This is a genomic window from Collinsella aerofaciens (genome assembly GCF_039836695.1).
Lineage (GTDB): Bacteria > Actinomycetota > Coriobacteriia > Coriobacteriales > Coriobacteriaceae > Collinsella > Collinsella aerofaciens_BD.
In genome coordinates, this window is the sequence record NZ_JBDPAC010000020.1 from 17,597 (window position 1) to 39,370 (window position 21,774).

General features: G+C 59.7%; 19 protein-coding genes. All 19 read left to right on the plus strand.

Annotation, left to right across the window (positions count from 1 at the left end; genetic code table 11):
* Nucleotides 1-51 precede the first annotated feature (51 nt).
* The 19 genes from ABG996_RS08780 to ABG996_RS08870 all read left to right on the plus strand — a co-directional run bounded on the left by ABG996_RS08780 (nucleotide 52) and on the right by ABG996_RS08870 (nucleotide 21,773).
* Complete coding sequence (locus ABG996_RS08780; RefSeq protein ID WP_035138897.1) at nucleotides 52-1,665, plus strand: ABC transporter substrate-binding protein; 1,614 nt, start codon at nucleotides 52-54, stop codon at nucleotides 1,663-1,665.
* Nucleotides 1,666-1,822: 157 nt separating this feature from the next.
* Entirely contained in the window at nucleotides 1,823-2,779 is a 957-nt protein-coding gene (locus ABG996_RS08785; protein ID WP_035138896.1) for an ABC transporter permease, read from the plus strand.
* Between the two features lie 3 nt (nucleotides 2,780-2,782).
* A complete protein-coding gene (locus tag ABG996_RS08790; RefSeq protein WP_099431432.1) occupies nucleotides 2,783-4,798 on the plus strand; it encodes a dipeptide/oligopeptide/nickel ABC transporter permease/ATP-binding protein in 2,016 nt (671 codons plus the stop codon).
* Complete coding sequence (locus ABG996_RS08795; RefSeq protein WP_117848735.1) at nucleotides 4,799-5,626, plus strand: ABC transporter ATP-binding protein; 828 nt, start codon at nucleotides 4,799-4,801, stop codon at nucleotides 5,624-5,626.
* Nucleotides 5,627-5,706: 80 nt separating this feature from the next.
* Entirely contained in the window at nucleotides 5,707-6,684 is a 978-nt protein-coding gene (locus tag ABG996_RS08800; RefSeq protein WP_347478617.1) for an acetylxylan esterase, read from the plus strand.
* Nucleotides 6,677-7,528: an acetylxylan esterase gene (locus tag ABG996_RS08805; RefSeq protein WP_347478616.1), complete on the plus strand. Its 852-nt coding sequence runs from the start codon at nucleotides 6,677-6,679 to the stop codon at nucleotides 7,526-7,528. The genes ABG996_RS08800 and ABG996_RS08805 overlap by 8 nt, the downstream gene beginning before the upstream one ends.
* A 68-nt stretch (nucleotides 7,529-7,596) precedes the next feature.
* Nucleotides 7,597-8,517, plus strand: a complete 921-nt coding sequence (locus tag ABG996_RS08810; RefSeq protein ID WP_117746686.1) for a dihydrodipicolinate synthase family protein — start codon at nucleotides 7,597-7,599, stop codon at nucleotides 8,515-8,517.
* A gap of 172 nt (nucleotides 8,518-8,689) precedes the next feature.
* Nucleotides 8,690-9,655 carry an ROK family protein gene (locus ABG996_RS08815; protein ID WP_347478615.1) on the plus strand — a complete coding sequence of 322 codons (966 nt, stop codon included), beginning with the start codon at nucleotides 8,690-8,692 and terminating at the stop codon, nucleotides 9,653-9,655.
* A 70-nt stretch (nucleotides 9,656-9,725) separates the two neighbouring features.
* Entirely contained in the window at nucleotides 9,726-10,412 is a 687-nt protein-coding gene (locus tag ABG996_RS08820; RefSeq protein ID WP_006236154.1) for an N-acetylmannosamine-6-phosphate 2-epimerase, read from the plus strand.
* Between the two features lie 102 nt (nucleotides 10,413-10,514).
* The gene (gene rapZ / locus ABG996_RS08825; protein WP_022094878.1) at nucleotides 10,515-11,435 is read left to right on the plus strand and encodes an RNase adapter RapZ; all 921 of its coding nucleotides are present in this window, start codon (nucleotides 10,515-10,517) and stop codon (nucleotides 11,433-11,435) included.
* Between the two features lie 6 nt (nucleotides 11,436-11,441).
* The gene (gene whiA, locus ABG996_RS08830) at nucleotides 11,442-12,371 is read left to right on the plus strand and encodes a DNA-binding protein WhiA (protein ID WP_022094879.1); all 930 of its coding nucleotides are present in this window, start codon (nucleotides 11,442-11,444) and stop codon (nucleotides 12,369-12,371) included.
* 193 nt (nucleotides 12,372-12,564) lie between these two features.
* Nucleotides 12,565-13,590, plus strand: coding sequence for a type I glyceraldehyde-3-phosphate dehydrogenase (gene gap, locus ABG996_RS08835; protein WP_055286941.1), 1,026 nt, complete (start codon nucleotides 12,565-12,567; stop codon nucleotides 13,588-13,590).
* Nucleotides 13,591-13,730: 140 nt separating this feature from the next.
* Nucleotides 13,731-14,921: a phosphoglycerate kinase gene (locus ABG996_RS08840; protein WP_035138885.1), complete on the plus strand. Its 1,191-nt coding sequence runs from the start codon at nucleotides 13,731-13,733 to the stop codon at nucleotides 14,919-14,921.
* Nucleotides 14,914-15,681, plus strand: coding sequence for a triose-phosphate isomerase (gene tpiA / locus ABG996_RS08845; protein WP_089572945.1), 768 nt, complete (start codon nucleotides 14,914-14,916; stop codon nucleotides 15,679-15,681). Before ABG996_RS08840 ends, tpiA begins: the two co-directional genes overlap by 8 nt.
* 5 nt (nucleotides 15,682-15,686) lie before the next feature.
* Nucleotides 15,687-17,240 (plus strand): 2,3-bisphosphoglycerate-independent phosphoglycerate mutase, encoded by a 1,554-nt coding sequence (gene gpmI, locus ABG996_RS08850; protein WP_006236146.1) that lies wholly within the window; start codon nucleotides 15,687-15,689, stop codon nucleotides 17,238-17,240.
* A gap of 164 nt (nucleotides 17,241-17,404) precedes the next feature.
* Entirely contained in the window at nucleotides 17,405-17,659 is a 255-nt protein-coding gene (secG, locus tag ABG996_RS08855) for a preprotein translocase subunit SecG (protein ID WP_006236144.1), read from the plus strand.
* Nucleotides 17,660-17,952: 293 nt separating this feature from the next.
* Entirely contained in the window at nucleotides 17,953-19,629 is a 1,677-nt protein-coding gene (locus tag ABG996_RS08860; protein WP_229077154.1) for a peptide ABC transporter substrate-binding protein, read from the plus strand.
* 156 nt (nucleotides 19,630-19,785) lie between these two features.
* Nucleotides 19,786-20,823, plus strand: coding sequence for an ABC transporter permease (locus ABG996_RS08865; protein WP_195520694.1), 1,038 nt, complete (start codon nucleotides 19,786-19,788; stop codon nucleotides 20,821-20,823).
* 14 nt (nucleotides 20,824-20,837) lie between these two features.
* Nucleotides 20,838-21,773 carry an ABC transporter permease gene (locus ABG996_RS08870; protein WP_152067641.1) on the plus strand — a complete coding sequence of 312 codons (936 nt, stop codon included), beginning with the start codon at nucleotides 20,838-20,840 and terminating at the stop codon, nucleotides 21,771-21,773.
* The last annotated feature ends 1 nt before the right edge of the window (nucleotide 21,774 follow it).

A 21,774-nucleotide genomic window follows, 5' to 3' on the forward strand; every position in this document is an offset into this window, starting at 1 on the left:
GGGGCACGTCTAGGTGCTCCCGGGTAAGATTCTCTATTGATAGGAGAAGACATGGCCATCATCAACAAGGGTATGTCCAGGCGTTCGTTCCTCGGCCTCACCGGCAGCGTCGCTGCTGTCGCAGGGCTTGGTCTCACCGGCTGCGGTGGCAGCTCTAGCGACGAGGGTTCCGCTTCCGGTTCCACCGATTCCGCCAACCGTGGCGGCGGCGTGATCACCGCTGGTTCCGCTTACGCTCCGTCCAGCTTCGATCCCGCCAGCACCGGCTCCGCTGTGGGCCTGGGTGCTAACTGGCACGTCGTCGAGGGTCTCTACGGCATCGATTACCACGACTACAGCACCTTCAACGAGCTCGCCACCGACGATCCCAAGTCCGTGGACGACACCACTTTCGAGGTCACCATCCGCAAGGGCGCCAAGTTCTCCGATGGCACCGAGGTCACCGCTGACGATGTCGTTGCCTCCTACACCGCTTGCGCCGCTTCCGCTACCTATGCTCCGTTCTTCCAGCCCTTCGAGTCCATCGAGGCCAAGGACGCCAGCACCGTGACGGTCAAGACCAAGGTCCCCAACTTCTCCCTGCTCAAGGATCGTCTGGCCATCGTCCGCGTTACCCCGGCCACCCAGACCGAGGAGGATCGCGCCAAGCAGCCGATCGGTTCCGGCCCCTGGATGTACGACTCTATCTCCGATACCGAGATCACTCTGGTTCCCAACCCCGAGTACAACGGTGAGTATGCTGCCGAGGATAAGAAGATCCAGTACAGCATCCTGACCGACCCCACCGCTCGCGTTACCGCTCAGCAGGAGGGCTCCACGCTCGTTATGGAGCTCGTTACCGCTGACGCCGTCGACCAGCTCGAGAGCGCCGGCTGCAAGATCGATAACGTTCAGGGTTTCGGCACCCGCTTCATCATGTTCAACGTCGCCAAGGAGCCTTGGAACAACGTCAAGGTCCGTCAGGCCGTCATGTATGCGCTCGACACCGAGAAGATGGTCAGCAATACCTTCGCCGGCCTTGCCACCGCTGCCAGCTGCTACCTGCCCAAGAGCTTCACCAACTATCATGAGGCTTCCACGGTGTACAAGACCGACGCCAAGAAGGCTAAGAAGCTCATCGAGGAGTCTGGCATCACCCCGGGTGCCATCACCCTGCGCACCACCGACAACGAGCAGATTAAGGGCATGGCCGCCCAGGTCAAGAACGACCTCGACGCTCTCGGCTTCGATGTGACCATCCAGACCGATACCTCGCCGGCTACCTACGCTGCCATTGACGGCGGCGAGGCCTACGATATCCTCCTTGCCCCTGGCGATCCTTCCTGCTTCGGCGCTGATCCCGACCTGCTGCTCAACTGGTGGTACGGCGACAACGTCTGGATGCAGACCCGTTGCCCGTGGAAGGAGTCCGCTGAGTGGCAGAAGCTCCACGGTCTCATGGACGAGGCTCTTGCCGCCGAGGGCGACGAGCAGCAGAAGAAGTGGAACGAGTGCTTCGACATCATTGCCGACAACGCCGTTCTGTACCCCGTTGTCCACGTCAAGACCGTCTCCGCTTCCTGGGACGATCCGTCCACTGCGCCCAACGGCGAGGCCCTCGATGGCTTCAAGGGCATCGGCACGACGAGCATGTCCTTCAGGGGCGTTGCGACCGTCAAGGCGTAAGACTCGCTTGAGTCTGTATGCAGGATGTCGGTCGTTGGGGCCGTATCCTCATAGTTGAAACAAAGACCCGGGCGGCAACGATGTCGCTCGGGTCTTGTAATGAGTATCCGTACTCATATACCAGTTGGTCCTACCGACAAAAGAAAGGGGAGAGAACGTGAACAACTTGCTACGTTTGATTGGAAGGCGTCTTGTGGCGCTGCCGATCATGGCATTGGGCGTCACCGTCCTGGTGTTCTTCCTTATGTCGTTCTCCAAGACCGACCCCGCCTACACGGCGTTGGGTGACGGTGCCTCGCCCGAGGCGGTTGCCGAGTACCATGAGAAGTATGGTCTGGACGACCCCTGGCCCGTGCGCTACGTGCGCTATATGGGCGATCTGATCCATGGCGACATGGGCACCTATGGTGCTGCTCGCAACTCCGTTGCCAAGCGCATCTCCACGGCCCTGCCCGTCACGATGCAGCTGACCTTCATCGGTCTTGCCATCGGTGCGGTCGTTTCGTTTTTGCTCGGCGTCATCGCGGCACTGTATCGCGACAAATGGCCGGACCAAGTGATCCGCGTCTTTTCCATCGCCGGCTTGGCAACCCCGTCGTTCTGGCTTGCCGTTCTGTTGATTCTGCTGTTCTCTTCCTACCTTAAGGTGCTCCCGGCATCGGGTGCTCTGCCTCACTTCACCACGAATCCGGTTGGCTATCTGGGACGTATGATCATGCCCGCCATCGCCTTGGCATTTCCGCTGACGGGCCAGATGACTCGTATCGTGCGTACCGCCATGGTCGAGGAGCTCGACAAGGATTATGTCCGTATGGCTCGCGGCGCCGGCGTTCCCGAGAAGGTCGTCGTCGGCATCAACGTTCTTCGCAATGCGCTGATCACCCCGGTCACCACCCTCGGTCTTAAGATCGGTTACCTCATGGGCGGCGCTGTCGTCATCGAGGTTATCTTCAACCTCCCCGGCATGGGCACCGCGATTCTGCAGGGCGTTCAGGGCAACGAGGCGAACCTGGTTCAGGGCGTCGTTATCGTCGTTGCTCTTGCCTTCATCATCATCAACATCGTGGTTGACATGCTCTACCTGCTCATCAACCCGCGCATCAGGACGGTGTAGATTATGGTAAAGATTCGAGAGAAGCAAACCGAGCAGCTCGAGAAGGCTGCCTCCAAGGGGCTCAAGCTCGGTGGCTGGAAGAAGATGACGCTGTCTTCTAAGATTGCCGCCGTCGTGCTGGTGCTGGTCGCCCTGACTGCGATCCTGGCGCCCCTTCTTGCCCCCTATAGTCCGGTCGAGATCTTTACGGCTCGCCAGGCTCCCGGCAACGGATTTATCTTCGGTACCGACGATAAGGGTCGCGACATCCTGTCGCGTATGCTCTACGGTGGTCGTTACTCGCTGATTATCGGCTTCGGCGCCACTGCCATGGCTCTGGTCTGCGGCTCGGTCGTGGGTGCCCTTGCAGCGGTTTCGCGCAAGGCCGTCTCCGAGACGATCATGCGTATCCTGGACATCATCATGTCCATCCCGGGCATCGCCCTCGCGGCCGTCTTTGTCTCCATCCTGGGCAACTCCGTGCCGTCGATCATCTTCGCCATCGGCTTTATGTACACTCCGCAGATTGCCCGTATCGTGCGCGCCAACATCGTATCCGAGTACGGCGAGGACTATGTCCGCGCGGTCATCGTTTCCGGCGCCAAGGCTCCGTGGATTTTGATCAAGCATGTTCTGCGTAACTGCATCGCCCCGATCATGGTCTTCACCGTTACCCTGGTCGCCGACGCCATCATCTTCGAGGCCTCGCTGACCTTCATCGGCGCTGGTATCCAGGAGCCCACCGCTACCTGGGGCAACATCCTCGCCGACGCCCGCGGCGGCGTGCTCGCCGGCCGTTGGTGGCAGGCGCTGTTCCCGGGCCTGGCCATCATGATCACCTGCCTGGCGCTCAACATCCTTTCCGAGGGCATTACCGACGCCATGGCCGCTGCTCCCTCCGCCGCCCTGGATCCTACCGATTCCTCCAAGCGTCGCGAGGCCGACCTGCTGGTCTCCGACCCCGTTCGCGCCTACAAGGAGCAGGCCCAGTCCCTCTCCGCTCGCCTTGGCGCCCTGCGCGATGTCGAGCTCAAGCGTGACGATCGCCACGTGCCCGACGAGTCCGTTGAGCCGATTCTCTCGGTCCGTGACTTCTGCATCCAGTTTGAGCATCACGGTGATATCAATGTCGTCGACCATGTCAACTTTGACGTTCGTCCTGGTCAGACCATGGGCCTGGTGGGCGAGTCCGGTTGCGGTAAGTCCATCACCACGCTGGCCATCATGGGCCTGACCGACGAGGACGAGCACCTTTCCGGCGAGGTTCTTTGGGAGGGCCGTGACCTGCTCAAGATGAGCAAGAAGGAGTGGTTCGGCCTGCGCGGTACCGATATCGCTATGGTCTATCAGGACGCCCTGTCCTCGCTCAACCCCTCCATGCTCATCTCTGCCCAGATGAAGCAGCTCACCAAGCGCGGCGGAACCCGCAGCGCCGAGGAGCTCCTGGAGCTCGTCGGCCTCGATCCCAAGCGCACGCTCGAGAGCTATCCGCACGAGCTTTCCGGCGGCCAGCGTCAGCGTGTCCTGATCGCTATGGCCCTTACCCGCGATCCCAAGCTGGTCATCTGCGACGAGCCCACGACCGCTCTGGACGTTACCGTCCAGAAGCAGGTCATCAAGCTGCTCAACGATCTTCAGGCCAAGCTCGGCTTTGCCATGATCTTCGTTTCGCATGACCTGGCTCTGGTCGCCGAGGTCGCCCACAACATCACGGTTATGTACGCCGGTCAGGTTATCGAGCAGGCACCCACCAAGGAGCTGCTCACCAACCCGATCCACGAGTACACCCGCGGTCTTCTGGGCTCCGTTCTGTCCATCGAGAGCGGCTCGGGCCGTCTGCACCAGGTCCCCGGCGCCGTTCCCAGCCCGCGCGATTTCCCCAAGGGCGATCGCTTCGCACCCCGCTCGAGCCATCCGCGTATTGGCCTGGACACCCGTCCGGTCTTCAAGCGCGTGCCCGGCACCGAGCACTTCTATTCCGAGCTCCCCGACGAGGTGCTCAAGGCAAATGGTTTGACCCCTCACGCGGAGGTGATGTAGATGAGCGAGACCGCAGTCAACGGCGTCGAGCCGATCATCTTCCTTGATGACGTCCACGTCACCTTTAGGACCCGTACCGGCTCGATTCTGCACCCCAACCTGGTTCACGCCGTCCAGGGTGTAACGATTAAGCTCATGCCCGGTCAGACGATCGGCATCGTCGGCGAGTCCGGTTGCGGTAAGTCCACCACCGCCAACGTCATGTGCGGCCTGCAGGCCCCCACGAGCGGCAAGGTCTACTTTAAGGGCAAGGACGTTACCAAACGTACCGCCGAGGACCGTCGCCACATGGGTCGCGTCATCTCGGTCGTGTTCCAGAACCCGGCCACGGCGCTCAATCCCCGCATGGTCGTTCGCGAGCAGCTGCTCGACCCCATGCGCGTCCACAACCTGGGTACCGAGGCCGAGCAGGAGAAGCGCGTCAAGGAGCTCCTGGAGCTCACCGGTCTGCCCAGCTCCGCCGCCGAGGTTCTTCCCGGTCAGCTTTCGGGCGGCCAGCGTCAGCGCGTCGCAATTGCCCGTGCCCTGTCGCTGAACCCCGATGCCATCATCGCCGACGAGCCCACCTCGGCTCTGGACGTTTCGGTCCGCGCACAGATTCTGAACCTGTTGACCGACCTTAAGAAGGAGCTCGGCCTGGCCATGGTGTTCATCAGCCATGACATCCAGACGGTCCGCTATATCTCTGACGACATCATCGTTATGAATGGTGGCAGGATCGTCGAGCAGGGCGAGGCCAAGCAGGTCTTCCAGCACCCCCAGGACCCCTACACCAAGATGCTGCTCGGCGCTGCGCCGTCGCTGCTGCATCCCAAGCTCGGCGAGTAGCCTCGCTTTCCCTCCCGTGCGCCCGGTTCCCTTGCCGGGCGCACCTCCGTTGCGATTTCGAAAGGTTGGGTTCACGAGCCATGCCAAGTGCTCAGGAGCTACAACATCAATTTGGTGAATACCGAGGCGCCATGCCCCGTCCATCAGATTTCGATCTCTTTTGGAAGGATCGCATGGCCGAGGCCGACGCCGTCGGGCTTGACTATGCGATCGAGACGGCATCGGTCGCCGATGCCGCGACCTGCCAGCTTTTCGACCTCTGGTATACCGGCATGTGTGGCGCGCGCCTGCATGCCAAATACCTTAAACCTGTCTCGGACGAGCCCGTGCCATTGGTACTTCAGTTCCATGGGTATCCGGGTGCAAGCCGCAGCTGGTTTGAGCAGGCGTCGTTTGCGGGCATGGGCATGGCACTCATCGCCCTCGACTGCCCCGGCCAAGGAGGTCCCTCCGAGGACATTGGTGGATTTGAGGGCACAACGGTTGCCGGTCATATCGTCGCCGGTATCGACGGCGACCCGGCCAACCTCTACTATGTCCGCTTGCACCAAGATATTCGCATCCTGTGCCGCATCGTTCGCGAGCTCGAGGGCATCGATCTTGCGCGTGTGTTTGTGAACGGCGCGTCGCAGGGCGGCGGTTTGGGCATTGCGACCTGTGCGCTTAACAGCGAGCTTATCAATCGTGCCGCCATCCTCTATCCCTTCCTGTCAGATTTCCGCCTGGTCTGGGATTTGGATGCCGACGACATTGCCTACGAGGGCCTGCGCTATTGGTCTCGCTGGTTTGACGAGGACTCGACTCGTATTGACGAAGCCTATGCCAAGCTGGCGTACTTCGATTCCAAGAACTTTGCCCCTATGGTCAAATGCCCCGTGCTGTTTGGCATTGGCACAGCCGATATCGTCTGTCCGCCAGCGACGCAGTTTGCGGTCTATAACAACCTGACCTGCGAAAAGCGTCATGAGTTCTTTGAAGGCTTTGGCCACGAGGAGATTCAGGATTTTGACGATTTGATCATTCCGTTTTTCTGCAAGGGAGGGGAGGCTCATGTCTAAGTGCGAGAGCAATGTTGACGAGCTGATTGTCCCCGGGCTTGTGGGAATTCCTGGAACGGTTTCGTCAAGGCTCGCAGAATATCGGGACTGGCGCGGTGATGTCCAAGCAGATGTTTCTGATTTAGAGACATGCGCTTCGAATCTTGAGATTCAAGGCCTGGCCATTACGGCGATTGACTTTGTTAACCCCTGCGCCCGTTACTCGGAGGTCTCCTTTGAGCTCGGTGACGATGCGATTCACGCTCGTTTGATCGAGCCTGTCGGTCGTGCCCGAGTATCTGAGCGCGTGCCGTTGTGCCTGATGTTCCACGACATCGATCGGCCTGTGCGCGGCTGGCATCACATGACGAGATTTGCCGCCATGGGGTATGCCGTCCTCGCGCTGGATGACGATGTTGCTGGTGCGGACGACCTGCAGCGGGGGATTTCTTCGCCCGCTTTTGTCGAGCGCGTCCGTTGGGGTTGCGCGCTGGCGAAGGTGGCGCGCAATCTTGATGGCATGGACCCCGACCGCATCTTTGCATGGGGCGAGGGTCTTGGCGGCGGAGTCGCGCTGGCGGTTTCTGCTCTGGACGAGCGGGGCCTCGCCTGCACGGCGGTTGCCAATCCGCTTCCTGGCGGCCTCGAGGCGCTGTCGTCTCGGGTGCGCGGATCGGTGCTCATGGGCACATCGCTTATGGATACCGCGAGCGATCCCAAGGATCAGTTTGCCGTATTCAACGGTCTTGAGTGTGACCGGAGGCATATCATCTATGCCAAATACGCTCACGAGCGCATCAATGCGTTCGAAAACGAAGTCGTCGACTTTTTTAACCAAACGTTCTATCCGTGTTCTTTGGCCTAGGCGGCCTGGACACTGCCAACAAGAGTGGGTGGCACAGGGCCGCCCGCCAGACAACTAAGGAGATTCTTGTGGCAACTCAGAAATTCACCGGCGTTATCCCTCCCGTCGTTGTTCCCGATACCGAAGATCACCAACTCGATGTTGTCTCCTTTGAGCGCAGCATCAACCGCATGATCGACGCCGGCGTCGATGGACTGTTCTTCCTGGGATCCTCGGGCGAGGTCGTCTTCTCCACCGACGAGCGCCGTCGCCAGATTATCGCCGAGGCCGTCCGTATCGTCGACCACCGCGTGCCTGTTCTGGTCGGCATCATCGATACCGAGACCGAGCGCATGATCGAGCACGGCAAGGTCGCTCAGGAGCTGGGCGCCGATGCGCTTGTCGCCACCTGCCCGTTCTATGCCCTGCAGGGCATGACCGAGGTCGAGGAGCATTTCCGCATCCTGCACGAGGAACTCGACTTGCCCATCTTTGCCTATGACATTCCCGTCTGCGTTCACACCAAACTCCCCTGGAAGCTCCTTGCCAAGCTCGGCGCCGAGGGCGTCCTTGCTGGCGTCAAGGATTCCTCCGGTGATGACATCTCGTTCCGCTACCTCGTTCAGGAGAACGAGAAGAACGGCCATCCGATGAGCATTCTCACCGGTCACGAGGTTGTTGTCGACGGCGCCTACCTCGGTGGCGCCGACGGTTCCGTCCCGGGTCTCGCCAACGTTGAGCCCGAGGGCTACGTGCGTCAGTGGAAGGCCGCTCAGGCTGGTGACTGGGCTACCGTCAAGGCCGAGCAGGATCGCCTCAATGAGATTTCGCACATCTGGGATGTCACCTCGGGCGTCCAGGGCTATGCCGGTGGCGTCGGCGCCTTCAAGACCGCTATGAACCTCATGGGCATCTTCGACAGCCCGACCATGCCGCGCCCGGTGAAGGCCATGACCGGCGAGAACGTCGAGGCTATTAAGAAGGTCCTCCAGGACAACGGTCTCCTGTAAAGCTTCCCCAGGCACCCGATCTTGGGGCTCAAGTGGTCGGGCGTGACCCATTAGGTCAACGCCCGACCACTTTCACCCCAACCTCGGGCACCTGGAAAACCTTTACCGCGCTGTGACGGCTAGCCTGACGGCGCATTTCCTGTAGTTGTTTTTATCTCCTAAGGAGAGCGACATGGAGAACAAGTACATTTGCTCCGTTGATATCGGCGGCACCAAGATTGCGACCGCCATTATGGAGTACCCGGCTGGCGGTAGCGTGCCTCATCCCGTTTTTGAGGCCGAAGTTCCCACCGAGGCCCAAGAGGGCGGCGAGGCCGTCTTCCATCGTATCGAGGCGTCCATCAAGGCTGCTCTCGAGGCGAATCCCGATGTCGAGGTCCTTGGCGTCGGTATCGGTGCTGCCGGCGTCGTCGATCCCAAGACGGGCGCCATCGCGTATGCCAACGAGATCATGCCCGGCTGGTCCGGCGTCCAGTTGGGGCCGCGTCTGCGCGAGGACCTCGGTCTTCCCGTTGCCGTTGTAGGCGACGTGCAGGCTCATGCTCTGGGCGAGGCCCACTGGGGCGTCGGCAAGGGCAAGTTCTCCGTCTTGTGTCTTGGCATCGGTACGGGCATCGGCGGCGCATATGTCGAGAACGGCCGCGTGATGCAAGGCTTCCATGGTGCTGCTGGCCATATGGGCCACATCGAGTGCTCGGCTGCCGCCGGCATTCCCTGCGCCTGCGGGCGTTCTGGCCATCTGGAGTCGGTTGCTTCGGGCACTTCCATTGGTCGAATGTACGATGAGCGTTTTGGCCGCGTCGACCCCAGCCGTCCTTCGGTCGGTCGCGATGTGAACGACCTGTGCCGCGCGGGCGACGCAAAGGCGACCGAGGTCATCCATGACGCCGGCTTTGCGCTGGGTGCCAGCTTGGGCTCGCTCGCTAACATCCTGGACCCCGAGGTCATCGTGCTTTCGGGTGGCGTGATTCACCAAGGTCCCGATTGGCGTTCACAGACGTGGAAGGATTCGGTGTACGAGGGCTATGCCAGCCAGGCGCTCGATCCGCTTCAGGACACGCCGATCCTCATCGGTTCTCTGGAGGGCGATGCTCCGCTCATCGGTGCCGCTGAGCATCTTCTTGCCTCGTTGAAGTAAACGAATCTTCTGTAGGAGCCTCCCGAGACAACACGCCTCGGGAGACTGTTCTGAGAAAGGTTGCAGCCTTATGACCGTCGATCCTTTGATTCAATCCCTGAAGGGTAAGCTCGTCGTGAGCGTTCAGGCGTATATGGGCGAGCCGCTTCGTACGCCCGAGACCATGGCTCAAATGTCTCGTGCTTGCGAGCTCGGCGGCGCCGCCGCCATTCGCTGCCAGGGCCTTGCCGACATTGCCGCCATTAAGGGTCGCTGTGAGGTTCCTGTTATCGGCCTGTGGAAGGATGGGCACGAGGGCGTTTACATCACGCCGACGCTGCGTCACGCTCGCGCCTGCGTTGCTGCGGGTGCCGATATCGTGGCGATCGACGCCACCGATCGTCCGCGTCCCGACGGCAAGTCGGTCGAGGATACCTTCCGCCCGCTGCACGAGGAGGGTGTGCTCCTGATGGCGGATTGTGCCACCATCGAGGACATTCGCCGTGCGGTTGATATGGGCTTCGACCTTGTATCTACCACGCTTTCTCACGGTGTCGCCGCCATCGACTGCACCATGGCCGATGGCCCCGATCTGCCGCTCCTGCGTCAGGCGACCGAGGAATTCCCCGGTCTTCCCATCATCTGCGAGGGCCGCGTGCACACGCCCGAGGAGGCTCGCGCCGCGATCGATGCTGGCGCCTGGGCCGTTGTCGTCGGCACCGCCATCACGCACCCCACGAGTATTACGAGTTGGTTCAAGGCCGCGCTTGAGGCGTAAGACAGGCCTCGTATCCGCTCGGGGCGGTATACTCAACTATAAGCAATTGACCGCGCGGGATCCGGGTTGCTGGGTCCCGCGCTTGTTTTCGGGAGGCAGCACATGCAAAAGGGAGATGCCATGGATGCGGCGGAGCGCTCGGAGCGCATCCCCGATATCGTCATCATCACCGGAATGTCCGGATCGGGCCGCACGCAGGCCATGCACGTGTTCGAGGACATGGGCTATTTTTGCATCGATAACCTGCCTCCACGTCTCATCGCCCAGCTTGCCGAGCTCGTCGGCATCAATACGGGCGTGGGCAGGCATCTCGCCGTCACCTGCGATTTGCGTAGCCAGGGACTGTTTGACGAGTTGCTCGATGCGGTCGCCGCGCTCGAAGAGCGCGAGATGAGCTGCGACATCGTGTTCCTGGAGGCTTCTGACGAGGTGCTGATTCGTCGCTACAGCGAAAATCGCCGCCGTCATCCCATTGCCAAGCCGGGGGAGACTACGGCCGATGCCATTCAGCGCGAGCGCCTTCAGCTTCAGGGCGTGCGCGACCGAGCCGATATGATTATCGACACGAGCCGTCTGCGCACCTCTGCGTTGCGCAACAAGCTACGTATGGCATTTTCCGAGCTGTCCGACCAGCAGCTCATGGACGTCCACGTGTTCTCGTTTGGCTTTAAGCACGGCATGCCCGTCGAGGCGGACATTATGATCGACGTCCGCTTCCTGCCTAATCCGTTCTACGATCCCGAGATGCGCACGATGACCGGTCTCGATAAAAAGGTCTCCGATTTTGTTCTGGACCATCCCAAGACGCAGGAGTTTTGGAAGGCTTGGACACAGCTGCTCGATACGGTGATGCCGGGCTATATCGCGGAGGGTAAGCCGCAGCTTTCTATCGCCATCGGCTGCACGGGCGGCCAGCACCGCAGCGTTGCCATTGCCGAGGCCACGGCCCGTTACCTGGAAGGCGCTCAGTATCATGTGAGCATCTCCCACCGCGACCTGTCGCGCGCCAATACGAAGGCATAGGCCTGCATGTCGTTTACCGCTGAGGTGCGCGACGAGCTTGCGCGCTGCGAACCCGAATGTGAATACTGCGACTTGTCGACGCTCGCCGCCCTCACGCGCGTGAGTGGTACGCTCTCGCTTGCCGGCTCTGGGCGGTATCGTTTGACGGTTGCGACTGAGACGGGAGCCGTCGCACGCACGATGATCACGCTGACGCATCGTATCCTTAAGCTCAAAACGGAGTTCACCGTCCGCAAATCTGTCTTGCATAAGGTTCGAAACTACCTCATCACCTTGCCTGATCAGCCAGACCTGGATAAGGCCTTGGTTCTGCTGGGTATCCTCGACCGTAGGGGAGGACTTGTCGCCGGCGTACCCCGACATATCGTTGCCCGTCCTTGCTGTAGACTTGCCTATATCCGCGGCGCGCTCATCGCGGGCGGCTTCGTGGCCGATCCACGCGGCGATTTTCATTTGGAGATCGCAGTGCAGGGCGAGCAATATGCCAAGGGACTTTGCGATCTGTTGGAGCAGATTGGGGTCCATGCTCGTGTTAATGCACGGCGGGGGTCATATGCCGTGTACATTAAGAGCGCCGAGGAAATCGAGCATCTATTAAAGCTGATTGGTGCCAAGCGCAGCGTTGCCGAGATTGAGGAGGCGCGCGCGGTCAAGTTGGTTAAGAACGATGTGAACCGTCGCGTGAATGCCGAGCTCGCCAACCAGACCAGAAGCGCCGGTGCTGCCCAACATCAGCTTGCGCTTATCGATGAGCTCGAGCAGCGTGGCCTTCGCGATGCGCTTCCGGATGCCTTGGCGGTCTTTTGCGACCTGCGCGAGCGCTATCCTGATCTGTCGCTGCGTGATTTGGGGGAGATGGCTGACCCTCCCTTGTCGAAGTCAGCCCTCTACCATCGTGTTTTACGGCTTGAAAAGCTCATTGAAGCAAACAGGTAGTTTGAAGTAACGACTTATATATGGATTTAGCTGCTATTTTAGTCTTTAAAACGTTTTAACGTAAATTTGATTTTCAATTTCGAGCATTCTCGTGAAATTCAAGTCAAAAAAAAGGTATATTAGGCGAGTGGTTAGTTTGTGGGCCTCAACGGCGGGCGCTGTAGCTCGCGGGGGCCTTACGAAAGGAGACACAATGGCAGTAAAGGTTGCTATTAACGGCTTCGGTCGCATCGGTCGTCTGGCTTTCCGTCAGATGTTCGGTCATGAGGGCTCCGAGATCGTCGCTATCAACGACCTCACCTCTCCCGATATGCTCGCTTACCTGCTGAAGTACGACTCCACGCAGGGCAACTACGCTCGCGATCACGAGGTCGTTGCTGGCGAGGATTCCATCACCGTTGACGGCAAGGAGATCAAGATCTACAAGGAGGCCGACGCTAACAACCTGCCTTGGGGCGACCTTGACGTCGACGTCGTTCTCGAGTGCACCGGCTTCTACACCAGCAAGGCTAAGGCTCAGGCCCACATCAACGCTGGCGCCAAGAAGGTCGTCATCTCCGCTCCGGCCGGCAGCGATCTGCCCACCATCGTGTACAACGTCAACCATGAGACGCTGACCGCTGAGGACAACATCATCTCCGCTGCTTCCTGCACCACCAACTGCCTCGCCCCGATGGCCAAGGGTCTGAACGACTTCGCTCCCATCGTGTCCGGCATCATGACCACCATCCACGCCTTCACCGGCGACCAGATGCCGCTCGACGGCCCGCAGCGCAAGGGCAACTTCCGTCGCTCCCGCGCCTGCTCCGAGAACATCGTCCCGAACACCACGGGCGCTGCCAAGGCCATCGGCCTGGTTCTCCCCGAGCTCAACGGCAAGCTCATCGGTGCCGCCCAGCGCGTCCCGACGCCGACCGGCTCGCTGACCAACCTCTACGCCGTCGTTGACAAGAAGGTCACCGTCGACGAGGTCAACGCTGCCATGAAGGCCTACGCCGAGACCATCCCCGAGACCTTCGCCTACAACGAGGACCAGATCGTCTCCCGCGACATCGTCGGCGAGACCCACGGCTCCATCTTCGACGCCACTCAGACCATGTGCTCTGACCTCGGCAACGGCCAGACCCTCGTTCAGGTCACCTCTTGGTACGACAACGAGAACTCCTACACCTCTCAGATGGTCCGCACCATCAAGTACTTCGAGAAGTTCGTTGCTTAATTTAGCTTTTAGCGAATAGCTCGTTGAGCGTCTAAAGAAGGGCGCGGCCTTATAGGGCTTACACCCTAGGGTCGCGCCCTTTTTATAAGAAATCGTCTGCCGTAATAGGAGGCAGACACGTACGAAAGGTAGAAGCAAACATGGCCTTTACCAAGAAGACCGTCCGCGACATCGATGTCGACGGAAAGCGCGTTCTCGTCCGCGTTGACTTTAACGTGCCTATCAAGGATGGCGTCGTTGGCGACACCACCCGTATCAAGGCTGCCCTGCCCACCATCAACTACCTCGTTGAGCACAACGCTCGCGTCATCCTCATGAGCCACCTCGGCCGTCCCGAGGGCACCGGCTTCCAGCCCGAGCTGTCCCTCGAGCCCGTCGCCAAGAAGCTCGCTGAGCTCTCTGGTCTCGACGTTGCCTTTGTCGCTGACACCTACGGCGAGAAGGCTGCTGAGGCTGTCGCCGCCGTCGAGCCGGGTAAGGTCCTCGTTCTCGAGAACGTCCGTTTTGACAAGCGTGAGAAGAAGAACGATCCCGAGATCGCCAAGAAGCTCGCTTCCTATGGTGACGTCTTCGTTCTTGATGCCTTCGGCACCGCTCACCGCGCCCAGGGTTCCGTCGTGGGCCCCGCCGCTTACCTGCCTGCCGTCGCCGGCTTCTTGCTCGAGAAGGAGGTCGACACGCTGACCGGCATCTTCGCCGAGCCCGAGCGCCCCTTCGTCGCCATCGTCGGCGGTTCCAAGGTTTCCTCCAAGATCGGCGTTCTCGATCACCTCATCGACTCCGCTGACACCCTGATCATCGGTGGCGGCATGGCCTACACCTTCTTCCTGGCTCAGGGCCTGTCCGTTGGTCAGTCCCTCAAGGAAGAGGACTGGGTCGAGCGCGCCGGCGAGATGCTCAAGAAGGCCGAGGAGAAGGGTGTCAAGATCCTGCTCCCCATCGACAACCGTGTTGCCGATCACTTTGGCGAGGACGCTGTCCCCGAGGTTGTTGCTTCCGATGCTATCCCCGACGATCGTGAGGGTATGGACATCGGTCCCAAGACCGAGGAGCTCTATGCCGAGGCTGTCAAGGGCGCCAAGACCGTGTTCTGGAACGGCCCCATGGGCGTCTTCGAGTTTGACAACTTTGCTCACGGCACCCAGGCTATCGCCGAGGCTCTCGCCGAGGCTGACTGCACCTCGATCATCGGCGGTGGTGACTCTGTCGCAGCTGTCAACAAGTTCAACCTGGCCGACAAGATGAGCTGGATCTCCACCGGTGGTGGCGCTTCCATGGAGCTTGTCGAGGGTAAGGCCCTGCCCGGAGTGGAGGCGCTTCTCGATGCCTAATCGCACCCTTCTTATCGCTGGTAACTGGAAGATGAACAACGACGTCGCCGAGGCCGCCAAGCTCGCCGACGAGCTGGCTCAGGCTCTGCCCGAGGTTCCGGCTGGCGTCGAGGTACTCGTCTGCCCTCCGACCATCGACATCACCACGGTTCATGACCGCATTCAGGCTGCCCCCATCGCCCTAGGTGCACAGAACGTGTACTGGGAGGCCAAGGGTGCCTTCACCGGTGAGTCTTCTTGCGACATGCTCAAGTCCGCTGGCTGCACCTACTGCATCATCGGTCACTCCGAGCGTCGCGACTACTTCCACGAGACCGACGAGGACCAGAACAAGAAGGCTAAGGCTCTCGTTGCCGCCGGTCTTGTTCCCGTCTTCTGCTGCGGCGAGTCCCTCGAGGTCCGCGAGGCTGGCACCTATGTCGAGCACGTCGTGAACCAGGTCAAGGCTGGCCTTGCTGGCCTTGAGATCACCTGCCCCAAGCAGGTCGTCGTCGCCTACGAGCCCATCTGGGCCATCGGCACCGGCAAGACCGCTACCGCCGAGGACGCTCAGGAGGTCTGCGGCGCTATCCGTGAGACCCTCAAGGAGATGTTCGGCGAGGAGCTCGCCGACGGCATCCGCGTTCTCTACGGCGGTTCCGCCAAGCCCGGCAACATTGCCGAGCTCGTCGCCAAGCCCGACGTTGACGGCGCCCTCGTGGGCGGCGCTTCGCTCAAGGCTGCCGACTTCGCCTCTATGGTCGTCAAGGCAGGCGAGTAGGACATATGGCACAGCGTCATCTTCCTGCACTTCTGATCATCATGGATGGTTGCGGCCTTGCTCCGGCCGATGGCGAGAACGCCGTCGCCGCTGCCAAGACGCCCTTCCTCGATAGCCTGTACGAGAAGTACCCCCACACCACGCTCGGCGCTTCGGGCGAGGACGTGGGTCTTCCCGATGGCCAGATGGGTAACTCCGAGGTGGGTCACCTCAACATCGGTGCCGGACGCATCGTGTTCCAGGAGCTTTCGCGCATCAACAACGCCATCAAGGACGGCTCCATCGCCAAGAACGAGGTTTTTGTCAAGGCTATGGACGACGTCAAGGCTGACGGTAAGACTCTCCACCTCATGGGCCTTATGAGCCCTGGCGGTGTTCATTCTCACATGAACCACGTCGAGGCTCTGGTCAAGATGGCTGCCGAGCACGGTGTCAAGACCGTTCGCGTCCACGCCTTCATGGATGGTCGCGACGTTGACCCGCAGTCCGGTGCCGGTTACATGAGTGAGTTCTGCGCCTTCCTGGCTAAGATCTCCGAGGAGACCGGTTGCGACGCTCGCGTTGCCACCGTCTCGGGCCGTTATTGGGCCATGGACCGCGATAATCGTTGGGAGCGCATCCAGCGCGCCTACGACGTCATGGTCAACGCGTCCGATGCCGATACCGACCCCGTTGCCGGTATCAAGGCCTACTACGAGAAGGATCCGCGCGGCGACGAGTTCGTCGAGCCCTTCGCTGCCCACAACGAGGGCATTCACGAGGGCGACGCGGCCATCTTCTTCAACTTCCGTCCCGACCGCGCTCGTCAGATGACCCGCGTGTTCACGGACAAGGAGTTCGACGGCTTTGAGCGCGAGCAGATCAAGCTTTCGCACTTTGTGACGATGACCGAGTACGATCCGACGTTTGACGTCGAGGTCGCCTTCCCCAAGACGTTCCCCGAGAACGTCCTGGCCGACGTCATCGCCGCCAATGGCCTGAAGCAGCTGCATACTGCCGAGACCGAGAAGTACGCCCACGTGACGTTCTTCCTCAACGGCGGTATCGAGGAGCCCAAGGAGGGCGAGGAGCGCGTGCTCGTCGCTTCCCCCAAGGTTGCTACCTACGATCTGCAGCCCGAGATGAGCGCTCCCGAGGTTACCGAGAAGCTCGTCGCCGCCATCAACGAGGATCGCGCTGATTTCTACATCGTGAACTTCGCGAACTGCGACATGGTTGGTCACACCGGTGTCTTCGACGCTGCCGTTAAGGCTGTCGAGGCTGTTGACGATGCCCTGTCCAAGGTTGTCCCGGCGATTCTCGCCAAGGGCGGCTTTGCACTGATTACCGCCGACCACGGCAACGCCGATCACATGTTTGACGTTGCTTCCGACGGTTCCAAGCATCCGTTTACGGCTCACACCACCAACCGCGTGCCGTTCATCATCGTTGATGAGAAGGCACAGCTCACCGGTATCGAGGACGGCCGTCTTTCCGATATCGCTCCGACCATGCTCACCATGGCTGGTATTGAGCCTTCCGCCGAGATGACGGGCCGCGTGCTCGCCACCGAGGCCTAATAGAAAACAAATACCGTTTTCTAGTAAGGGGGTTGTCCACAACCGGACAACCCCCTTTTTGGTATTTCTGCCATTTCCACCCCGTCCTTGAGTGGCAGGTAGGGGAGAGCGGGGGATTGTGGTACAGTACTGGAGTTTGAACTGTTCTATTAAGGAGCTTATCTATGGGTCCGTTCCAGATTCTTCTGTTTGTCGTTTGGGCTGTCTCTGCCGTGGCGCTGACGATTCTCGTCCTGATGCATTCCGGTAAGGGCACCGGCGTTTCGGATATGATCGCTAGCTCGCTGTATAACTCCAGCTCTGCCACGGGCGTCATGGAGCAGAACCTCGATCGCCTGACGGTAATTATGGCCGTTGTTTTTGCCGTGTGCGTCGTCCTGTGCATGTTCTTCTTCCCGCAGGGCATCGTCGGCTACTAAGCATCGGCGTATATACGTTTGCAATGGGTCTCGCAGGTGCGGGACCCTTTTTGTTTACATATTTGTAACAGAGTCAAAATATCCCCACATACTTCGCCCAACTAAAGAAATTCTCGACCGTTAACCGGAATTAGCCCCAAATCGTGCATAAAATGCGCTACTGTATTGCGAAACGTTGGTCCGTTGTGCATAACCAGCCATAGCAGCGGGCGGCGTTTTGATGGTTCGGATCGGATTGTCTCGACATATGTCCGACTGAACATTTCTTTGTCCTATCTCATAAGGAGGATGGCATGGCTGATTCTATGTTCCACCAGCCCGTTATGGGTCGTCGCGCCTTTGTTGGCGGCACCCTCGCTGCGAGCTCCATGGCTTTTCTTGCCGCATGCGGCAAGAAGGGCGGCGACGCTTCCGGTTCTGAGTCCGGTTCGACGCTGAACTTCTACATCAACAACCCGGTCTGCATCGACCCCTACAATGTCCAGGAGGACCAGGGCACTCAGGTCGAGTACCAGCTCTTTGACGCTCTGACCTCTTATGACGCCGAGAAGGGCGAGATCGTTCCGCTGGCTTGCGAGTCCTTTGAGGCCAACGACGACGCCACCGAGTTTACCTTCAAGATCAAGAAGGCCAAGTTCCACAACGGTGACGACGTTACCTCCAAGTCCTTCAAGCTCGGTTGGGAGCGTCTGGTCAACACCAAGTCGGCCATCGCTACCGAGTACGGCCCTTCCGAGGTCTCCTATCACCTTTCCATGGTCGAGGGCTATGACGACCTGCTTGCCGGTAACGCTACCGAGCTCAGCGGTGTTACTTGCCCCGACGATGAGACCCTCGTCGTCAAGCTGTCTTCCGCTTACGCCGACTTCCCCTTCGTCGCCTCTCACCCGGCTCTGGCCCCGGTTCCCGAGTGCGCCGAGTCCGATGTCAAGAGCTTCTACCTTGCACCGGTCGGTAACGGCCCGTTCATGATGGACGGCAAGTGGGAGGATGGTCAGGAGATCAACCTCAAGAAGTTCGACGATTACTATGGCGACAAGGCCAAGATCGATGGCATCCACTTCCAGGTCATCAAGGACATGGAGACCGCTTACAAGGAGTTCCAGGCCGGTAACCTCGATGTCTGCGACGTTCCCGTTGCTCAGATCGACGCTGCCAAGAAGGATCGCGGCGTGTCCAAGGACGGCTACACCATGGGTGACGGCGAGCGCATGCTGCTCGGCGCCGAGCCTTCCACCTACTACCTGACCTGCAACAACACGGCCGAGCCGTTCAACAACGCCGACCTGCGCAGGGGTATCTCCCTGGCCATCAACCGTGAGGCCATCTGCAAGACCATCTTCAAGGGTACCCGTACCCCTGCCGACGGCATTGTTCCTCCGGGCATCGATGGCTACAAGGAGGGCGCATGGGAGTTCTGCGCCTACGACGTCGACAAGGCTAACGAGTACCTCGACAAGGTTGCTCCCGCTGGTGCTAACGGCGATCGTGGCATTAACGTGACCCTTTCCTACAACCAGGACGGTGGCCACAAGGAGATCATGGAGTCCATCATCGGCGACCTCGCCAAGGTTGGCGTTACCGCTGTCTCCGATACCCCCGAGTGGTCTGCCCTGCTCGAGCAGTATCAGAACTTTAACTATCAGTTCGGTCGTCTGGGTTGGATTGCTGACTACCCGATCATGGACAACTTCCTGTATCCGCTGTTCCACTCCGACTCCCTCGGTGGCGACAACCGCTCTGGTTACAACAACCCCGAGTTCGACGCCAAGGTCGACGAGGCCCGTACCACGGTTGACGACGAAGAGCGCGTCGCTAAGATGCAGGAGGCCGATGCAATGGTCGCTGCCGACTGCCCGGTCATCCCGGTGATGTTCTACACGCACACCATCGCCGGCTCCGATCGCATCAAGCACCTCTATGTCGATCCGCAGAAGCACGCCGATCTGGGTACCGCTGAGCTCGCCTAAGAGTTTGCAGCTTCCGTGAGGGTCAAGTATTTACGTAGACCTCATGGGAAACATACAGTTCTCCCTAACCTGGGGTAAACTGGCTGATGGTAATTTTGGGATGCCGGTCTGGCGATCGGCATCCCATTTAGGTTAATCCCTAGATAGGGGAGTGGTATGGGTAAGTACATCGTTAAACGTGTGCTTCAGTTCATCCCGGTGTTTTTGGGCGTTACGCTGATTTTGTTCGCCCTCCAGAATATCGTGCCGGGAGATCCGATCAAGCTGATCGGTGGAGACAAGGCTCTGTCCCCCGAGGTGGAGCTTCAGCTTCGCGTCCGCTATCACCTGGTCCAGTCGGACGAGGACGGCAACGCGATCCTTGACGAGAACGGCGACCCCGTTCAAACGTCGCTCGTGGACCGTTACTTGTATTACATGAACGGCCTGCTTCATGGCGATCTGGGCAATTCGTATCAGCGCAAGCTGCCGGTTACGGAAATCTTTGCCCAGAAGTATCCGTATACGGTCAAACTTGCCGCGTGCGCCATCGTGCTCGAGGCAATCATGGGTATCGGTGCGGGTATCATTTCGGCGGTAAAGCGTTATTCCTTCTGGGATATTTTGGTAACGCTCACCACGTCGATCCTCGTTGCCGTCCCGGCCTTCTGGCTCGGTATGTTGCTGCAACTGTTCTTTGGCGTCATTCTCAAGGACGCCACGGGCGGTGCATTCTCCATGCCGATCTCGGGTGCCGGCGGTGCCAGCTCTCAGTATCAGGATTGGATGCACTATGTGCTTCCGACCATTACGCTGGCTTCGGTTTCGACCGCTTATGCTGCCCGCATTATGCGCTCGCAGCTGCTTGACGTCATGAACCAGGATTACATCCGTACGGCAAAAGCCAAGGGTCTCTCCAATCGCGCGATCATCATCAAGCATGCGCTTAAGAATGCACTTATCCCCGTCGTTACCTATATTGGTGTCGACTTTGGCGGCATGCTTTCGGGCGCCATCCTGACCGAGACGGTCTTTAACTGGCCCGGTATCGGCTATGAGGTCTATCGCGCCATTAGCATGCGTGACTGGCCCATCGTTATGGGCGGCGTTACGCTCATCGTCGTCGTCGTCATGGTGATCAACCTGCTCGTCGACATTAGCTATGCATTCCTCGACCCGCGCATCCGCCTTGGCGGTCCGTCGGATAAGGCCTAAGGGAGGTACGTCTCATGCAGGAAACTGATTCTCAGTCTCAGGAGCAGGCTACCGCCACCAAGGCCGCATCTGCTCCCGCCAAGTCCCGCACGCTGTGGGGCGACGCTTTTAAGCGTCTTCGTAAGAACAAGCTCGCCGTTATCGGTGTCTGCTGGATCATCATCGTCGTTGTGGTTGCCCTGACCGCAGATCTGTGGGCTAAGCCCTGGCTCGGTTCGCCGACGGCTTCCGACTCGACCACCATGGCCCAGACGTCGCTGATGGCTCCGTGTGCAGAGCACCCGTTTGGCACCGACGCCCTTGGTCGTGACATTCTCGTTCGCGTTATCTACGGTGCACGTGTTTCGCTTTCCGTCGGTATTATGGCCACTGCGATCTCCACGGTGATTGGTCTGGTCATGGGTGCCCTAGCCGGTTTCTACGGCGGCATCTGGGATACGATCATCATGCGCTGCGCGGATATCTTCCTGGCATTCCCGTACGTGCTTTTCGTTGTCGCCATGATCGCCGTTATCGGCCGTGGTCTTCAGAACGTCTTTTTTGCCATCGGCATTCTTGGCTGGCCTTCGATTGCGCGCGTCTTCCGCTCTGCAATCTTGACGGTCAAGGAAAACGATTATGTTGACGCTGCGCGCGCGATGGGTGCATCTGATGCTCGTATCGTCGTGCGTCACATCTTCCCGAACTCCGTCGCCTCCATTGTGGTCTACGCGACCATGAACATTGGTGGCGCCATTCTGACCGAGTCCGCTCTGTCCTTCCTCGGCATGGGCGTTATTCCGCCTACGCCTTCGTGGGGCTCCATGATTCAGGACGGTCAGCAGTATCTTCTGACTGCTCCCTGGATGATGATCATGCCCGGTCTGGCAATTCTCTCGACGGTGCTCGCCTTCACCCTGCTGGGTGACGGTCTGCGCGACGCCCTCGACGTCAAGATGAAGGACGCATAAG